Genomic DNA, 15849 nt, shown 5'->3' with positions numbered 1-15849 from the left:
CGATTGCCCGTTTGAACACAAAGGCCCGGCCTTCACATTGAAGGCCGGGCTTTTTTTCGTCCGCGCTTCGTGGAAAACGTCACTAGACTTGCCACGTGCAACCGCCATCAATAGGTGCCACTAAAACCATGAGTAAATTCTGGCGAAAGTATCTGGCCTTGCTGGAGACAGATTTCACCACGCAAGTGTTCGACAACATCAAGAACCTGCTGGTATGCGCCCTGCTATTCGCGGCGGGCACCAACGCGTTGCACGGCGGTCATCAACTGTTTATGGGAATGCTCGCCTCAAACCTCGCCGGCTGGGGATTGATTGCAACGTCAGCACTGCTGATGCTGCTCAGTGTCAGCGACGGCTTGCGTCGGCTGTCCAAGTTGCCGTATCACACGGCGTTCCAGATCATCCTGGGTCTGGTTTACCTGGTGCTCGCGGTGCGGGTGGTGGAGATCGTCTGGGACTTCAGGGCGTAGCGGTCACGGCACGAGGTGTCTGCCAACTCAGCTCATCCCGAGCGATCCGGGCAAACAACCACTCTACAAAGATCCGCGTGTGCGCCGTCACGTCCGGCGCAACACCGTAGTAATAACGCGGCAACGGCATGCGCAACTCGGGTAACGGGCAGATCAGGCGTCCGCTCGAGATATGGCTGCCCAACAAAGAGGTCGGGCACAGGGCAATGCCCTGTCCATCCACAGCGGCCTGAAGCACCAGGTGCATATGATCAAACTGCCGGGTGACCTGAGTGGCTGACTGGGATTGACCGAAGTGCATGGCCCAATTGTGCCAGTCTTCGCGACGTGCCTTGGCGGTCAGTAATGTATGCCGACTCAGGGACGTGAGGTCTTCAAGTGGCAGGCGCTCGATCAGCGATGGCGCCGCGACCAGCAACAGTTCGTCTTCGAAGAGTGCTCGCGCCTCAATCGCAGGAGCCCAATCGTCACGACCACGGCGAATGACGATATCGAACCCGTCGCGTGCCTGATCGGGGGCCTGGGTCTGGGTGATCACCTGCGGCTCGATGCCCGGGTGCTGCGCAACGAAGTCCGCCAGCCTGGGCGTCAGCCAAAGCATGGCGAAGGACGGACGCACATTGATCTTCACGGTAGGTTGCGAGGCATGTTGCTTGAGCGCAGCGGCGGCGTTGGCGATCTGCGACAGCCCGGCGCTGACCTGTTCATAGAAGCGCTGGCCGGCCGGCGTCAGCACCGATTGACGGATACGTCGCTCGAACAGCAGCACCCCCAGGTATTCCTCGAGCAATTTGATATGCCGGCTGACGGCACTGTGGCTGACATGCAGCTCTTCGGCCGCCAGGCTGAAGCTCTGATGACGAGCAGCAACGGCGAAGGCGCGAACAGCATTAAGAGGCGGTAGTGGATTCATGCGTCTAATTTAGTCACCTATGCGCTGTAATTAAAGCGTTTGTCACGCCCTCCTCGCCACGCCAATCTGCCAGCACGCAGCCAATGCCACCTGACGGAGCAAGCCATGAACAGTTACGGACTCTTTGTACTCTTCGCCACCCTGACCATTTTGAGCCCGGGACCTGGTGTGGTCCTGACCCTGTCCAACGCGGTGCGCCACGGTTGGAGGGGGGCCGTGCCGGGCATTCTGGGAATCGCGTCGGGGGCGTTTGTGGTCGCCGCCATCAGCGCCACCAGTGTTGGCCTGATACTCAGCACCTCCGCGAATGCCTTTACCGCATTGAAATACGCAGGGGCCGCCTATTTGTTGTACTTGGGCTACAAAAGCTGGCGCTCGGATCGTTTCAGCGCGCTGCTTGAAACGCGCCCCTCAAGCCCGGGTTATCGTTTCTTTGAAGCGGCTTCGATGCAGCTGTTGAACCCCAAGGCGGTGTTTTTCTTTCTGGCGGTGTTCCCGCAATTCATCGACACTTCGGCGCACTTCTACAGCCAGTTCATCAAGCTGGTCGCCTCCTACGGCGTACTGGTAATCCTGGTGCACGGCAGCTATGCCTTGCTCGCCAATTCCGCCAAAGGCTGGTTGTCGAGCCCGAAAGGTTCATGGCTGACCGCGAAAGTTTCGGGCGTGACCTTCGCCGGTTTTGGCGTACTCATGGCCTCGACCAGTCGCTAAGTCGCAGGACTGGCGATCACGCGGCGCCTGTTCTCGGTGGATGAGACTGGCGCTGTCGTTCCCTGAACCGGCAGTTCAAAGGCGAACCGGCGACTGAGTTCCTTGCGCCCCAGCGCTGTCAACGTCAGCGCCCGACTGTCCAGATCCTGCGTCACCCATTGGCGTTTGATCGCCGTTTGCAGCAACGCCGCGCCCAAGGCGCCACCCAGATGCGGCCGGCGCATGCTCCAGTCCAGGCACGGGCAGGCAAAGCGGCGGCGCAAAGTACCGAGGTCTATGACGTCGATGCCCAATCCTTCGAACAACGCTTCACCGCTGTCGCTCAATCGATAAGCCTCATCGGTTTGCAGCAACCACCCCGCGTCGATCATCCGGTCATGCAGCACCACCGCCAGCGTGCCGGCCATGTGGTCGTAGCAGGTGCGGGCGAATTGCAGGCGGTCCGGGGTGCGCGGGTTGAACGTCGGTGCGGCGTTCTGGCCGATCACCATCAGTGCTTCGAGTGCCTGGGCCACGCGTTTGTCCGCGAGGCTGTAATAGCGGTGGCGGCCCTGAACATGCAAACGCACCAGCGCCAGCTCCTTGAGTTTTGCCAAGTGCGCGCTGGCGGTCGAGGCGCTGACTTCGGCAACCGCCGCCAGCTCGGTGCTGGTGCGGGCGTGGCCATCCATCAGCGAACAGAGGATTTTCGTCCGCGCAGGCTCTGCAATCGCTGCGGCCACTTGAGAGACGCCAACGTCATGTTGTTCTGCGTTCATATTTCGCTCCCGGACGAATCAAGGCCCTTTCGGACTGGTGATAGTAGCAACACTTTTCAACCATCGATAAGGCTGCGACCCATGGACCCGATCATCGCTGCGACTCACGCCGACCCTTACCCCTACTACGCGCAACTGCGTGCCGAGGGTGGATTGGTTTTTCATCAGGGACTGAAACTGTGGGTGGCCTGCAGCGCCCGAGCGGTTGCTGCCGTGCTGGCGCATCCGGATTGCCATGTGCGGCCGGCGCATGAGCCGGTGCCCAAGGCAATTGCTCAAGGCATGGCCGGCAAGGTGTTCGGTCAGCTGATGCGGATGAACGAGGGTGAGCGGCAGCGTTGTCCGAGGGCGGCGATTGAGCCGGAGCTGGCGCTGATTGATGTGAACGACGTCAACTCACGGGTCAGCGCTCGGTTGATTACCCCTGGAGCCGATGGGTTGTACACGGCGATGTTTCGCGGGCCGGTCTGTGTAGTGGCGGCGTTGCTGGGCTTTTCTCCGGCTCAGGGCCGGGCCATCAGCGAGCTGACCGCTGACTTCGTCGCCTGCCTGTCACCCCTCAGCGACCAGGCCCAACTGGACGCTGCCCATGTTGCGGCAGAACAGCTGAAGGGATATTTCATCGAGCTTCTGGCTGATCCGAACAATCGAAGCACCCTGCTCGCCGGTATCAGGCAGCGCTTCGCCACCTCGACCGACCCGCACACCTTGATCGCCAACCTGATTGGCCTGTTCTCCCAGACCTACGACGCCACCGCCGGGCTGATCGGCAATGCGCTACTGGCGTTGAGCCGAAACCCGCAGATCGACTCGACTCAAGTCAACGACCTGATCGCCGAAGTGCAGCGCTTCGATCCTCCGGTGCAGAACACCCGCCGCTTCGTCGCCGCACCGTGCGAAATCGACGGCGTGAACCTGAACCCCGGCGACGTGATTCTGGTGCTGCTGGCCTCGGCCAATCGTGATCCGCAGCTTAATGACGATCCCGATACGTTCCTGCTCGAGCGCCCAAACCGCCGCAGCTTCACCTTCGGCGCCGGCCGTCATCAATGCCCGGGGCAGGTGCTGGCCTTGAGCATCGCCCGCGCGACGCTGACTCAGATCCTGATGATGAAACCGGCTTTGGATCGGTTGACCTGGCACTACCGCCCTTCCCTTAACGGGCGCATTCCTTTGTTCACTGATCTACCGAACGCCTGACAGACCGTGTCATCGTTCTTCGCGAGCAAGCCCGTTTGTATGTTTAGACTTGAAGGGGTGGGCTTGCCCACGATGACGGCCTGACAAACAACGCATCATTTCTGGCGTGCGCGACAGGCCACATCACCTTGTATCGCGGTAACAGCGGATCAGGCCTTCCAGCAAAAACAGTTGTTGCCATGAGCCCCCTCGCCACAAAACCAAAAAACCCGCCATATCTGTTAGAAGAGATGGCGGTTTTTCCCGTCTGAGCTAAGTGCATGGCGACAAGCGGCATTTGTAACAACGGCCAGAGTTTCAGACCAGTCCTACATCTATCCAATGCCCTTTGATATAGCGTCCGCATCGCTTTCAAAAGATGAAACAAGGACGCTCATGGCTCGAAAAACAGACATACCTCGGGTTCAAAACCCACCGTCGGGCGACGGGCACCACATCACCAGCCGCTACATGACCGCCACTGAACTGGCAGGGCGCGAAGCCAGACAAAAATCCTATGACGACATGTTAGCCCGACAGCAGGCATATGAAGACCGCTTTATCAGGCAGCCCCGACAGCTGGGCCAATCCAACTCCATAGGTTGTGTGTTCGCCAAAAGCTGCAACCTCCCCGACGGCGTAATCAACCACGACAGCCCAGCAGGGTTCGTCCCTGTCGAGAAACTGACCGACTACGGAAAATTCTCCCTGCTGGGTGGCCGCGAAAGGGATACAGCGGGAAACATTCCGCTCAAAAAAATCAGTGCCGGGGCGTTACCTGCTGCGCTGGGGACGCTACTTCTGGGTGGAGTTGGCACTACTGGCACTGGAACGGGTGCGGCTGGTGGTGCAGGTGTCGTGACGGCTGGTGTTGCTGCTGGCGCATTGGCCGGAATGGTTGCATTGCTGTGGCCGTCGAGCTTAGGCGACAGCTCCCTGTACACAGAAGAACAGCTCAAATCGCTCAATGAAGGTAGAACACGGGTTCGACTGCATGTCGAGCAACAAGCTGATGGCACCTTGAAGGGTTATGGCTACAACACCCAGAAGCGCCGCGACTGGGAAATGATTCCTGTCGTCCGGTTCAAAAGTCAGGGTTCTCAGCATGTAGCTGACTTTGGCGATGGGATAACCCTGATATGGACACCAGCTGTTGACCCATCCAGCACCTCAGGAATTCCCCCGCTAGAGGCGGCACCACAAGCGCCTCCGATCTGGATTTATCCGCCTACCGAGCAGGCAGATAACATCATCGTCAACCCGATCTACCCGCCTGAGTACAAGGACTTCATTCTTGTATTTCCGGCTGATTCCGGTGTGCAGCCGCTGTATGTTGTGGTTTCAAGATCTGCTGGCGGCGATATAAAGTACCACCGGCCGCCGTTGGCATTGCCTGCATTTCCAGATGCCCTTCCTGTTAAATCAAAAAGCAGTGTTCAGGGCGGGGGGAGTAAGCGCAGCCGGTGGAAAGACCGAAAGGGGCGAATATATGAATGGGACAGTAAGACAGGCGCAATAGAAAAGTATGACAGTCAAGGTAAGCATCTTGGCGAGTTTAACCACGAAACTGGTGAACAGATAGACCCCGCAAAACCCGGCAGAACCACCCCAAAATAAATTAAGAGGCTATTTATGTTTTTATGGATTAGTGGTTTTTTAAAAGATGATGACGAAGATGATTCCTTAAAATACGACTTTACAGTTCGACCTGAGTTTGAAGTCGCGGTAATGGGTGTTCTTGGGTGGAAAAGTCTTGAAGAAAGCGCGGATGGAGAATGGTTACTAACCGGCGAGCAAATCCAACAAATCGCTATAGCTCTCAATGAGCAGTTACCGACCGAACTGGATCTCTTCATAGGGGTGCGAGAGTAGGTACAACTGAGATGGGAGTTAAAAAGTGAGCCTTCTCTACCAAGACCCATCAATGAGCCACGAGGAAGCGACGAGGCTTCTAGCTAGCAACGTAGAAACCAGCGTTGTCGCCGCATTGATTTCTATTGGCCTGAATGAACAAGACAAGTCCTGGGCTCAGGACACCTGTCTGAAGTACCTCGAGAGTGAGTCCGAATCAGTTGCAGCATCTGCCATCACCGCGCTCGGTCACATAGCCCGCAGACATGCTGAACTGGATGTGGGTGCTGTCATCCCGGCCCTTGAGAAGGTGAAGGAAAAATTCCCCTCCCTGGAAGGAACTGTGGCGGACACCCTTGATGATATTGAGGCATTCACCTGACTTGCCCACCCGCAAAGGGAACTGGCCGTGAACCGGGCGCTGGATAACATCGATCCGCAGTAATAGCCGATCAAGCCTTCAGCAAAAATAGTTGTTGGAATGAGCATCCGTGGCGAGGGGGCTTGTCGGAACTCCGCATCGCCCCGTTCGGCTGCGCAGCAGTCGTAAAATCAGCGTATGCGGTCAGTCCTGAGAAAACGCGATGGATTGGATTTGGGGTCGCTGCGCAACCCAACGGGGGCAAGCCCCCTCGCCACAGATAGCAAAAAAACCGCGCTCTCCTCTCAGAGACAGCGGGGTTAATCATTTCAATTCACTCGCCCATCAATCATCCCGCGTCAGCACTTCCAGCAATTCAATTTCGAAAATCAGATTCGAATTCGGCGTAATCGCCCCCATCGAGCGCTCGCCGTAGGCTAGGTGCGCCGGCACCAGCAACTTGCGCTTACCGCCGACCTGCATGCCCATGATTCCCTGGTCCCAGCCCTTGATTACCCGCCCCGTGCCAATCACGCACTGAAAAGGCTTGCCCCGACTGTAGGAAGAATCGAATTCGGTGCCGTCTTCCAGCCACCCGCGATATTGGGTGGTGATCAGCGCGCCTTTGACGGCAGCTTTGCCGTCGCCCACTTCAAGGTCGATTACCTGCAACTCATCATTCATGACATTCACTCTATCTGTGCGCTTGCCCGAGCGGGCTTGATGGGCGCCGTTTTCCCAGAAATGCGGGCTATTGGCAAGCCGGGTCGATTAATCCGTTCACTCCTTGGGTTGGCCAAAAGGAATGCCGTTAAAGGTGTGGGTGCAACAAGGGCAGAAAGGGGTCATGTACTCAGCCGTCAGTTCAGGATTGACGATCTGCAGACAGCCCTGATCATCGACATACAAACCGCTGAAATAGCTCGACTCCCCCAGCCGCACCTGCTCCTGCCTGTCCTTTTCATGCAGGGCAACCATCCAGAACACCGGCTCAGGTCGATCCAGGCGAGCCACCGCTTCGCTAAAAACCTCATCCCATTGCCGGCCGACGCGGGACAGCAGGAACCGGAACAATGGTGTGTAATCGAATCCATGCCGACGAGTGCCATGCATCGAACCGCGTGACGACTCACTGTGGGTTTCGGCTTTGGTATGGCGCTGATGACGGTACTCACCCGAGTAATCATTCAGCCGAACACCCCAGGTACGAGTGTTAATCTTGCGGTAGAGGGGTTTCTTTTCCAACGAGTCGCTCCTGACATCCAGTCACTCAAACACCCTATGCGTTTTACTCGAACGGTGGACAATATCAATCAGCCCGCCGTAGCTGATTGTTTCAGACGGTTTGAAGTGGCACTGGCGTAATAGTGAGATCGCCATCGCGAGCCTGCTCACGATAACGGTGTGTCAGCCAACAACGTCGTACGTTCATGGCCGACGCGTCTCGTCGCAGCCTTTATCCTGTGCGCCCCCGCCGTATCGAGTTTTTGGAGTTTCCCGTGCCCCACGAAGGCAACCTGATCTGCCCCCAAAATGTTGGACGGTCTATTGCCACACGCCCATCAATCATCCCGCGTCAGCACTTCCAGCAATTCACCGCTTTCCTGAAATGCAGGCTATTGGCAACCATTTCGCTCTGCATCCGGCAGTGGTCGTGAACTGGGCACTATACGAAAACTGCCTGATCGCCACTCGGCGACTTTTCGTACAGACCCTAATTTACACAACAGGACTTATGTAACCCGACAATACGCCGATACCGTGCAGCGGCACGGAAGCACCGAAGCACCACTTACTCCATAGAAGGCAGGAGCCTGAACAATGTTTGAACACATCTGGCGCAGCATCCATTCCCCGGGCTACTTCCCCAACGTACTGGAGTGGATGATCAATATTCTCTTCAACCCGTTCATGGTGATTATGTGCCTGATGGTCGGAGCGCTGGCCGGTAAATGGTGGAGAGCCATCCCCTACGGCAGCCTCATTTGTTATGTGGTGTTCCTGAGCCGGTCGTCATTCTATCGGTGGGGAAGCATTTTCCCCGAAGCCGGCCTGCCTGCGCTGTTGATTGACGGCGCACTGCTGGCCCTCCTCGGCTTCTATTTGAAAGGCGTACTCAGAACCCGCTCAGAAGCAAAACCCGAAGGCCATTGGTTGCGCTGGCTTTATCAAAGCCTGAAGGTCGTCATGCTGACAGTCATGGTGATGTTCTGGGTACTCGTCGTGCTGGTTGTCGTGACCTTCACCGTCTCGGTCGCGACGCAACCGTCAGTGGTGAACTGACCCACCTCCTGCTTGCCAGGGTCTGTACGAAAAGTCGCCGAGTGTCGATCAGGCAAGGCAAAAACAGGCGATGAAGCGGAGTTTACGGGTTGTAAATGAGCATTCCGAGCCTGTTTTTAACGCAGCATGATCGACATGCAGGCAGTTTTTCGTACAGAGCCTTAATATACCCGCCACCTCCCCCACGGTTCGATACGCCATGAGCGCAATTTCTCAATGAGTCAGCTCTGGACCGACGTCACCATCGGCTCACTGACCCTTGCCCTGATCGTCGCGCTGATCTGGCGCGATCGTTCGTTGCAAAAGCAGTTGGCCGAGTGTCGTGCGCTGATCGACAGCCTCACTGAGGGACAAAGCATCCACCAGGAAGGCGACGCCGAACGCTTCAAACGCAGCCAATACTTCGCCCGCATCGGCACCTGGGACTGGGAGGTCGATACCGACAAGCTCTATTGGTCGGATGCGATCTACGGCATGTTCGGGTTCAAGATCGGCGAGGTGACGCCCTCCTACGCGTTGTTCTGTGCCTGCGTGCACCCGGACGACCGGGTCAAGGTCCGCGCCGGTGAACTGCGCTGCCTGGAGACCGGCGAAAACCACGACGAGGAATACCGCGTGGTCTGGCCGGACGGCAGCATCCGCTGGCTGCGGGAAACCGGCAATGTGGTCAAGAACGACCATGACGCAACGATCAAGATGATGGGCGTTGTACGCGACATCACCGAAGAAAAAGCTTCCGCCAGTTACCTGCAACACCTGGCCCATTACGACCCGTTGACTGGCCTGCCCAATCGCCTGGTGCTCGAAGAGCGCCTGTCCGCTGCCCTGGAACACGCCCGCCTCAGTGCCACACGGGTGGCGCTGGTGTTTGTCGACCTCAATGGGTTCAAGGCGATCAACGACCACTACGGCCATGCCGCCGGCGACCGCGTGCTGATCACCACCGCGACACGCCTGAAGAAAATCCTGCGTTCAACCGACACCGTCGCCCGGATTGGCGGCGACGAGTTCGTGGTCATCCTCCAAGGCCTCCCCCAAGGCAACAGCCTGCAAGACGAAGCCCGCAGCATCTGCCAGAAAATCTTCATCGAGCTTGCACCGCCTGTGACCATCGGCAACGACCAGCGCCACATCGGCAGCAGCCTTGGGGTTGCGGTGTTCCCGGACCATGCACCGAGCATGGACCGGTTGATCCACATTGCCGACCTGGCGATGTATGAGGCCAAGCGCAGCGGCAATAATCAGTATCGGTTGGGGAACATCAGCCCGATACGCGTTCACAGCGAATAGCCTGGGTAAACGCCGAGTCTCTGGGTCGGCAACATTGATTCGCTTCACGCATCAATGCATACCAACTATGCAATTAACATATCGATGCCCCTGCTCCACTATCCACCCCAATAAGAACCGTGCACCGCGTCCAGGCAGTGCACGTCATAAAAGCGGTGGAGTACACGTCAATGACAGCATCAATCCATTCCGGTCGCTCCCGGACCAGTGCGATTTTCCGAGTGACCTCGGGCAACTTCCTCGAGCAATTCGATTTCTTCCTTTTCGGCTTCTATGCCACGCAGATCGCTGCCGTATTTTTCCCTGCCAGCAGCGAGTTTGCGTCCCTGATGATGACGTTCGCGGTGTTCGGCGCCGGCTTCCTGATGCGTCCGTTGGGCGCCGTGATACTGGGCGCTTACATCGATGACGTGGGGCGCCGCAAGGGGCTGATCGTCACCCTGTCGATCATGGCCAGCGGTACGATTCTGATTGTGCTGGTGCCCGGATACGAAACCATCGGGCTGTTCGCCCCGGCCATCGTGCTGATCGGCCGATTGCTGCAAGGCTTCTCGGCCGGTGCGGAACTGGGCGGTGTATCGGTGTACCTCGCGGAGATCGCCACTCCCGGCAACAAAGGTTTCTTCACCAGTTGGCAATCCGCGAGCCAGCAAGTGGCGATCATCGTCGCGGCGGCTTTGGGCTATGGTCTGAACCAATGGATGGCGCCGACGATGATTGCCGATTGGGGATGGCGGATTCCGTTTTTCGTCGGCTGCATGATCGTGCCTTTCATCTTCTTCCTGCGCCGTAACCTGGAAGAAACCGAAGAGTTCGCCGCCCGTAAACACCGGCCAAGCATGGGCGACGTGTTCCGCACCCTGGGACAGAACTGGGTCATCGTGTTCGCCGGGATGATGATGGTCGCCCTGACCACTACCGCGTTCTATCTGATCACCGTGTACGCGCCGACCTTCGGCAAAACCGTGCTGCACCTCAATACCTCCGATGCGCTGTTGGTGACCTTGCTGGTGGGCGTTTCGAATTTTTTCTGGTTGCCGATTGGCGGCGCGCTTTCGGATCGCATCGGTCGTCGCCCGGTACTGATCGCCATGGCGTTGCTGACGTTAGCCACGGCCTACCCGGCGCTGACCTATCTGGTGCAAGCACCGAGTTTCATCAACATGCTGTTGGTGCTGCTGTGGCTGTCGTTCATTTATGGCTTGTACAACGGCGCGATGATCGCCGCGCTGACGGAAATCATGCCGGTCGAGGTTCGGGTCGCAGGTTTCTCTTTGGCTTATAGCCTGGCGACGGCGGTGTTCGGCGGTTTCACACCGGCCATATCGACCTTCCTGATCCAGTACACCGGCGATAAGGCCGCACCCGGTTACTGGATGAGTTTCGCCGCGTTCTGTGCCCTGTGCGCGACGCTGTTTCTCTATCGCCGTGCCTCTGGCCGCCTGCAACCGGCCGTGTCGTGAACCACCCAACCTCTAACTGCGAGAGCTATTTGATGAAAAGGTTTTTCAACTTTACCGCCCTGGCCCTGGTGGCCAGTCTCGGTCTGAGTTCGATCGCCCAGGCTGAAGAAATCCGTGTAATGACGTCCGGTGGTTTCACGGCGGCCTACAAAATCCTCGGTCCGAAATTCGCCGAGTCTAGCGGCAACACCCTGGACACCGCCCTCGGTCCATCCATGGGAAAAGCACCGGAAGCGATTCCCAATCGCCTGGCCCGCGGTGAGAAAGCCGACGTAGTCATCATGGTCGGCTATGCCCTCGACGACCTGATCAAGCAAGGCAAAGTCGATCCCGCTTCACGGGTCGAACTGGCGGATTCGCGGATCGGCATGGTGGTGCGTGAAGGTGCGCCGAAGCCGGACATCAGCTCGGTGGAAGGCCTGAAAAAAACCTTGCTTGACGCCAAGTCAGTCGCCTACTCCGACAGTGCCAGCGGCGTGTATATCGAGGATCAACTGTTCAAGCGTCTGGGCATCGAAAACCAGCTCAAACCCAAATCGAAGATGATTCCGAAAATCCCGGTGGGCTCGGTGGTTGCCACCGGCGATTATCAACTGGGCTTCCAGCAGGTCAGCGAATTGCTACCGGTGCCTGGGGTGAGTTTTGTGGCGAAAATTCCGGAATCGGTGCAATCGGTCACCCGTTTCGCCGCCGGTATTCCGGTCAATGCGCAACACCCGGCCGAGGCCAAGGCGCTGCTTGAGTACCTGGCCTCCAGCGCAGCCCAGCCGGACGTAAAAGCGACGGGGCTGGACTCAGTCAGCCACTGACCGAAGGTTGCTGGATTTTCATTTCCACCACCAGGCGCTCCAAAGCCAATGCCGCCGGGGTTAACGTACGACCCCGGCGCTTGATCAAACCAACACTGCGCATTACCTGCGGATCGGTCAACGGTACCCGCGTCAGAATTGGGTGGTCCGCCGCCGGCATCGCCATCAATGGCACGGCAGCCACGCCCAACCCGGCCTCCACCAGACCGATCATGGTCGTCACATGACGGGTTTCGCAGATGCTCGGCCGCTGCGGCACCACGCCAGTCAGCGCTTGATCCAGCAAAAAGCGATTGCCCGAAGTCTTGTCCAGCGAGATGTAATCCTGCTGATAAAACTCATCCCATGTCACGCTGCTGCGTCCTGCAAGGGGGTGATCTCGTCTGCACGCCACCACATAACCTTCCTGCACCAGCGGCTCGAAATCGACTTCGGCCTCCAGGGTGCCCATGAAGCTCAGGCCAAAATCCGCTTCACCGTTGACCACGGCACTCAATACCTCGTGGGCGCTGGAATCGAGCACCTTGACCTTGATCCGCGGAAATTGCCGATGGTAGTGGGCGATCACGCGCGGCATGAAGTAGTACGCCGCCGACGGCACACAGGCGACGGTGACATGCCCAAGCCGGGTCGAGGCGACTTCGCTGATACCCAGTAGCGCCACGTCCAGGTCATCCAGCAGGCGCTCGACGCTGGGCATGAAACCACGCCCGGCCTGAGTCAGGCTGACCCGGCGAGTGGTGCGCTCGAACAATTTCACGCCCAGAGCGTCTTCGAGCTTTTCGATCCGCCGGCTGAGGGCTGGTTGGGAGATGCGTACGGTGTCCGCGGCCTTGCGAAAGCTGCCCTGCTCCACCACGGCGCGAAAGGCTTGCAGATCGTTAAGGTCGAAGTTAATGGCCATGGTACGCACTCGAGAACGAACGGATTGATCAGCTTATCCTATGAGTATCACTAATTGATGCTAAATGTAACGACATCTGGGTGCCTGCAAAACGGCCATCGCGAGGCCCAAACGTTTTCGTTCATGGCTGACGCATCCGGCTCCAGCCTTTATCCTGTGCGCCCCGCTGTTTCGAGTTTCTGGAGTTTCGCATGCCCCACGAAGGCAACCTGTTACAAGCCGCTGTCGTCTTTTTATTCGCGGCGGTGCTCACCGTCCCCCTGGCCAAGCGCCTGCAATTGGGGGCAGTGCTCGGTTATCTGTTTGCCGGGGTGATCATCGGGCCGTCGGTGCTGGGCTTGATTGGCAACCCGCAAAGCGTTCTTCATATTTCCGAACTCGGGGTGGTGTTGTTGCTGTTCATCATCGGCCTTGAGCTGTCGCCACGACGCTTGTGGGTGATGCGCAGATCGGTGTTCGGCGTGGGTCTGGCGCAGGTGTTGCTGACGGGTTCAGTGATTGGCGTGCTGGCGTTGTTCGTGTTCGGCCAGTCCCTGAACAGTGCCATCGTGTTGGGCCTGGGCCTGGCATTGTCGTCCACCGCGTTTGGTTTGCAGAGCCTGGCCGAGCGCAAGGAATTGACCAGCCCCCATGGGCGGTTGGCGTTCGCGATTTTGCTGTTCCAGGACATCGCCGCGATCCCGTTGATCGCGATGGTGCCACTGCTGGCCGGCGGTGATCACACCAGCAGCGCCGCCGCAGATGTGAACCATGGCTTGCGGGTGCTGGGCAGTATTGCGGTGGTGGTGATCGGCGGGCGCTATCTGTTGCGTCCGGTATTTCGCGTGGTGGCCAAGACTGGTCTGCCGGAAGTGTCCACCGCCACGGCTTTGCTGGTGGTCATCGGCACCGCGTGGCTGATGGACCTGGCCGGCGTGTCCATGGCACTCGGCGCGTTCCTCGCCGGTTTGCTGCTGGCGGACTCCGAATACCGCCACGAACTGGAAGCACAGATCGAGCCGTTCAAGGGCCTGCTGCTGGGGCTGTTTTTTATCAGCGTCGGCATGAGCGCGAATTTGAGCCTGCTTCTAAGCATGCCATTGGCGGTGCTGGGGCTGACCCTGCTGCTGATCGCCATCAAGCTACCGCTGCTGTTTGTGGTCGGTCGACTGGCTGGAGGCTTGGGCAAGGTCAATGCGATTCGTTTGGGGATCGTGCTGGCGGCCGGTGGTGAGTTTGCCTTCGTGGTGTTCAAGATCGGCCGGGATCAGGGTTTGTTCGAGCCGCATCTGTACGACTTGCTGGTGCTGACCATCACCCTGTCGATGGCGCTGACGCCGCTGCTGCTGCTGGCCTGCGCACGGCTGGTCAAACCCAAGGTGCAACCGGTGGAGGTGCCGCAGAAGTTCCGCGAAATCGACGCCGACTCGCCCCGCGTGGTCATTGCGGGCATGGGCCGTATGGGGCAGATCGTGGCGCGGATTCTGCGGGCGCAGAACATCAAGTTCATCGCCCTCGACACGTCGGTGGAAACCATCGAACTGTCCCGCAGCTTCGGCGGCGTGCCGCTGTTCTACGGCGACCCGATGCGCCCGGAAATCCTCAGCGCGGCCAAGGTCGAGCAAGCAGAGTACTTTGTGATCGCCACCGATGATCCAGAGACCAACATCAAGACGGCCGAGTTGGTGCACAAGCTTTATCCGCACATCAAAATCATCGCTCGCGCCCGTAACCGTCAGCATGTGCACCGGTTGGTGGATGTGGGGGCGCAGGCGGTGCGGGAAACTTATTACTCCAGCCTGGAAATGACCCGGCGCACCCTGGTTGGCCTTGGGCTGACCCAAGCCCAGGCGGATGCGCGGATCAAGCGCTTTACCCATCACGACGAACAGGTGCTGGAGGCTCAGCACGCGGTGTATGACGATGCGGCCAAGGTGATGCAGACGGCGCAGGAAGCGCGGGCGGAACTGGCGAAGTTGTTTGAGTCGGATCAGCTGGAAGAGGAAGCGGGTAAGGTTTGAGGTGACGGTGAGGGCCTCTTCGCGGGCAAGCCTCGCTCCCACAGTGGAGCTATGTAGCACCACAAATCCCTGTGGGAGCGGGCTTGCCCGCGATGAACGATAACGCGGTACACCAGGCAACTCCGGGAGTTTTATCGCTGACGCTCGTTGACACCCGCACCAAAGCCCTTGGGCAGCATGCGCGTGAGCGTGTTGTCGCGAACCCAGTAGTGATGGACCAACCCCGCCGCCGCGTGCAAACCGATCAGCCAGTAACCGGCACTGCCGAGCCACTCATGCCAATGCTTGAATTGCTTGGCCAGCACGGGATCAACCGCCACCGGCGCCGGCAGGAAGAAATCGAAATACGGCATCGGCTTGCCGCCGGCGGCCAGCATCAACCAGGCCAATAGCGGTGTTGCAATCATCAGCACATACAGCGCCAGGTGCATGAGGTGCGAGACGCCGGTCTGCCAGGTTGACAGGGCCGGGGTAATCGGTGGCCGGGGCGTGAGACGCCCGAGCAGGCGAACCCAGACCAACGCAAAAATGCTCAATCCGAATAAGCCGTGAAGCCCCAGGAAAAGGCCCCTCAAATCACTTCCACGGGGCAGTAGCCCTTTGATCTCGATGCAGCCATAAACGCCGACGAACAGCGCCAACATCAGCCAGTGCAAGGTGATCGAGAGTTTTCCATACCGGTGTACTGCTGAATCTCGGGTCATACAGAGCCTCGTGTAGATCGGTGGTGGCTGCCGATTCATTTCGTGCAGCCTGGATCCGGTTTCGTCGAACCGACCGGCGCCACCCTGCCTGTCCAGTCTTAAGACAATCTGAAGACCGCCTTCAGACTTCGTTAAGAATCGCCTTCAATA

At 58.4% G+C, this 15849-nt stretch carries 17 protein-coding genes; 11 read left to right on the top strand and 6 right to left on the bottom strand.

Features of this window, described 5'->3' with window-relative positions; translation table 11 throughout:
* Positions 1 to 128 precede the first annotated feature (128 nt).
* Positions 129 to 470, top strand: a complete 342-nt coding sequence (locus AC30D7_RS11160; protein ID WP_490134091.1) for a hypothetical protein — start codon at positions 129 to 131, stop codon at positions 468 to 470.
* Here AC30D7_RS11160 and AC30D7_RS11155 read toward each other — a convergent pair.
* On the bottom strand, positions 460 to 1383 hold the full coding sequence (locus AC30D7_RS11155; protein ID WP_490134090.1) for a LysR substrate-binding domain-containing protein: 924 nt from the start codon (positions 1381 to 1383) through the stop codon (positions 460 to 462). The genes AC30D7_RS11160 and AC30D7_RS11155 overlap by 11 nt on opposite strands.
* A 105-nt stretch (positions 1384 to 1488) precedes the next feature.
* Between AC30D7_RS11155 and AC30D7_RS11150 the strand changes: the two genes are divergently transcribed.
* Positions 1489 to 2097: a LysE family translocator gene (locus AC30D7_RS11150; RefSeq protein WP_490134089.1), complete on the top strand. Its 609-nt coding sequence runs from the start codon at positions 1489 to 1491 to the stop codon at positions 2095 to 2097.
* On the opposite strand, the gene AC30D7_RS11145 is transcribed toward AC30D7_RS11150, so the two are convergent.
* The gene (locus AC30D7_RS11145; protein WP_490134088.1) at positions 2094 to 2855 is read right to left on the bottom strand and encodes an ArsR/SmtB family transcription factor; all 762 of its coding nucleotides are present in this window, start codon (positions 2853 to 2855) and stop codon (positions 2094 to 2096) included. The two genes, AC30D7_RS11150 and AC30D7_RS11145, sit on opposite strands and share 4 nt — an antisense overlap.
* Before the next feature lie 81 nt (positions 2856 to 2936).
* Between AC30D7_RS11145 and AC30D7_RS11140 the strand changes: the two genes are divergently transcribed.
* From AC30D7_RS11140 to AC30D7_RS11125, 4 genes are all read left to right on the top strand, one after another.
* The gene (locus tag AC30D7_RS11140; protein ID WP_490134087.1) at positions 2937 to 4055 is read left to right on the top strand and encodes a cytochrome P450; all 1119 of its coding nucleotides are present in this window, start codon (positions 2937 to 2939) and stop codon (positions 4053 to 4055) included.
* A 375-nt stretch (positions 4056 to 4430) separates the two neighbouring features.
* Positions 4431 to 5651 carry a colicin E3/pyocin S6 family cytotoxin gene (locus AC30D7_RS11135; RefSeq protein ID WP_490134086.1) on the top strand — a complete coding sequence of 407 codons (1221 nt, stop codon included), beginning with the start codon at positions 4431 to 4433 and terminating at the stop codon, positions 5649 to 5651.
* 15 nt (positions 5652 to 5666) lie between these two features.
* Positions 5667 to 5906: a pyocin S6 family toxin immunity protein gene (locus AC30D7_RS11130; protein ID WP_490134085.1), complete on the top strand. Its 240-nt coding sequence runs from the start codon at positions 5667 to 5669 to the stop codon at positions 5904 to 5906.
* Positions 5907 to 5931: 25 nt separating this feature from the next.
* Positions 5932 to 6267: a hypothetical protein gene (locus AC30D7_RS11125; protein WP_490134084.1), complete on the top strand. Its 336-nt coding sequence runs from the start codon at positions 5932 to 5934 to the stop codon at positions 6265 to 6267.
* A 324-nt stretch (positions 6268 to 6591) separates the two neighbouring features.
* On the opposite strand, the gene AC30D7_RS11120 is transcribed toward AC30D7_RS11125, so the two are convergent.
* Together AC30D7_RS11120 and AC30D7_RS11115 are read right to left on the bottom strand one after the other, a co-directional pair.
* Complete coding sequence (locus AC30D7_RS11120) at positions 6592 to 6930, bottom strand: FKBP-type peptidyl-prolyl cis-trans isomerase (RefSeq protein ID WP_018929733.1); 339 nt, start codon at positions 6928 to 6930, stop codon at positions 6592 to 6594.
* A gap of 96 nt (positions 6931 to 7026) precedes the next feature.
* Positions 7027 to 7491: a hypothetical protein gene (locus AC30D7_RS11115; RefSeq protein ID WP_019648870.1), complete on the bottom strand. Its 465-nt coding sequence runs from the start codon at positions 7489 to 7491 to the stop codon at positions 7027 to 7029.
* A gap of 576 nt (positions 7492 to 8067) precedes the next feature.
* On the opposite strand from AC30D7_RS11115, the gene AC30D7_RS11110 reads away from it, so the two are divergent.
* The 4 genes from AC30D7_RS11110 (at position 8068) to AC30D7_RS11095 (ending at position 12091) form a co-directional block, all read left to right on the top strand.
* Positions 8068 to 8529 (top strand): hypothetical protein, encoded by a 462-nt coding sequence (locus AC30D7_RS11110; RefSeq protein WP_018929734.1) that lies wholly within the window; start codon positions 8068 to 8070, stop codon positions 8527 to 8529.
* A gap of 216 nt (positions 8530 to 8745) precedes the next feature.
* Positions 8746 to 9819: a diguanylate cyclase domain-containing protein gene (locus AC30D7_RS11105; protein WP_490134083.1), complete on the top strand. Its 1074-nt coding sequence runs from the start codon at positions 8746 to 8748 to the stop codon at positions 9817 to 9819.
* Positions 9820 to 9989: 170 nt separating this feature from the next.
* Positions 9990 to 11282, top strand: a complete 1293-nt coding sequence (locus AC30D7_RS11100; protein ID WP_019579428.1) for an MFS transporter — start codon at positions 9990 to 9992, stop codon at positions 11280 to 11282.
* A 32-nt stretch (positions 11283 to 11314) separates the two neighbouring features.
* Complete coding sequence (locus tag AC30D7_RS11095) at positions 11315 to 12091, top strand: substrate-binding domain-containing protein (protein ID WP_018929737.1); 777 nt, start codon at positions 11315 to 11317, stop codon at positions 12089 to 12091.
* Here AC30D7_RS11095 and AC30D7_RS11090 read toward each other — a convergent pair.
* Positions 12081 to 12995, bottom strand: a complete 915-nt coding sequence (locus AC30D7_RS11090; protein WP_490134082.1) for a LysR family transcriptional regulator — start codon at positions 12993 to 12995, stop codon at positions 12081 to 12083. The genes AC30D7_RS11095 and AC30D7_RS11090 overlap by 11 nt on opposite strands.
* A gap of 191 nt (positions 12996 to 13186) precedes the next feature.
* Between AC30D7_RS11090 and AC30D7_RS11085 the strand changes: the two genes are divergently transcribed.
* Complete coding sequence (locus AC30D7_RS11085; protein WP_490134081.1) at positions 13187 to 14995, top strand: monovalent cation:proton antiporter-2 (CPA2) family protein; 1809 nt, start codon at positions 13187 to 13189, stop codon at positions 14993 to 14995.
* Positions 14996 to 15126: 131 nt separating this feature from the next.
* Here AC30D7_RS11085 and AC30D7_RS11080 read toward each other — a convergent pair whose 3' ends face one another.
* A complete protein-coding gene (locus AC30D7_RS11080) occupies positions 15127 to 15699 on the bottom strand; it encodes a cytochrome b (RefSeq protein WP_064618341.1) in 573 nt (190 codons plus the stop codon).
* Positions 15700 to 15849 lie beyond the last annotated feature (150 nt).

It is taken from the genome of Pseudomonas sp. DF5 (genome assembly GCF_058148225.1).
Note: the sequence above shows the minus strand (reverse complement) of the source record. Positions and strands in the feature narration are given on the sequence as shown.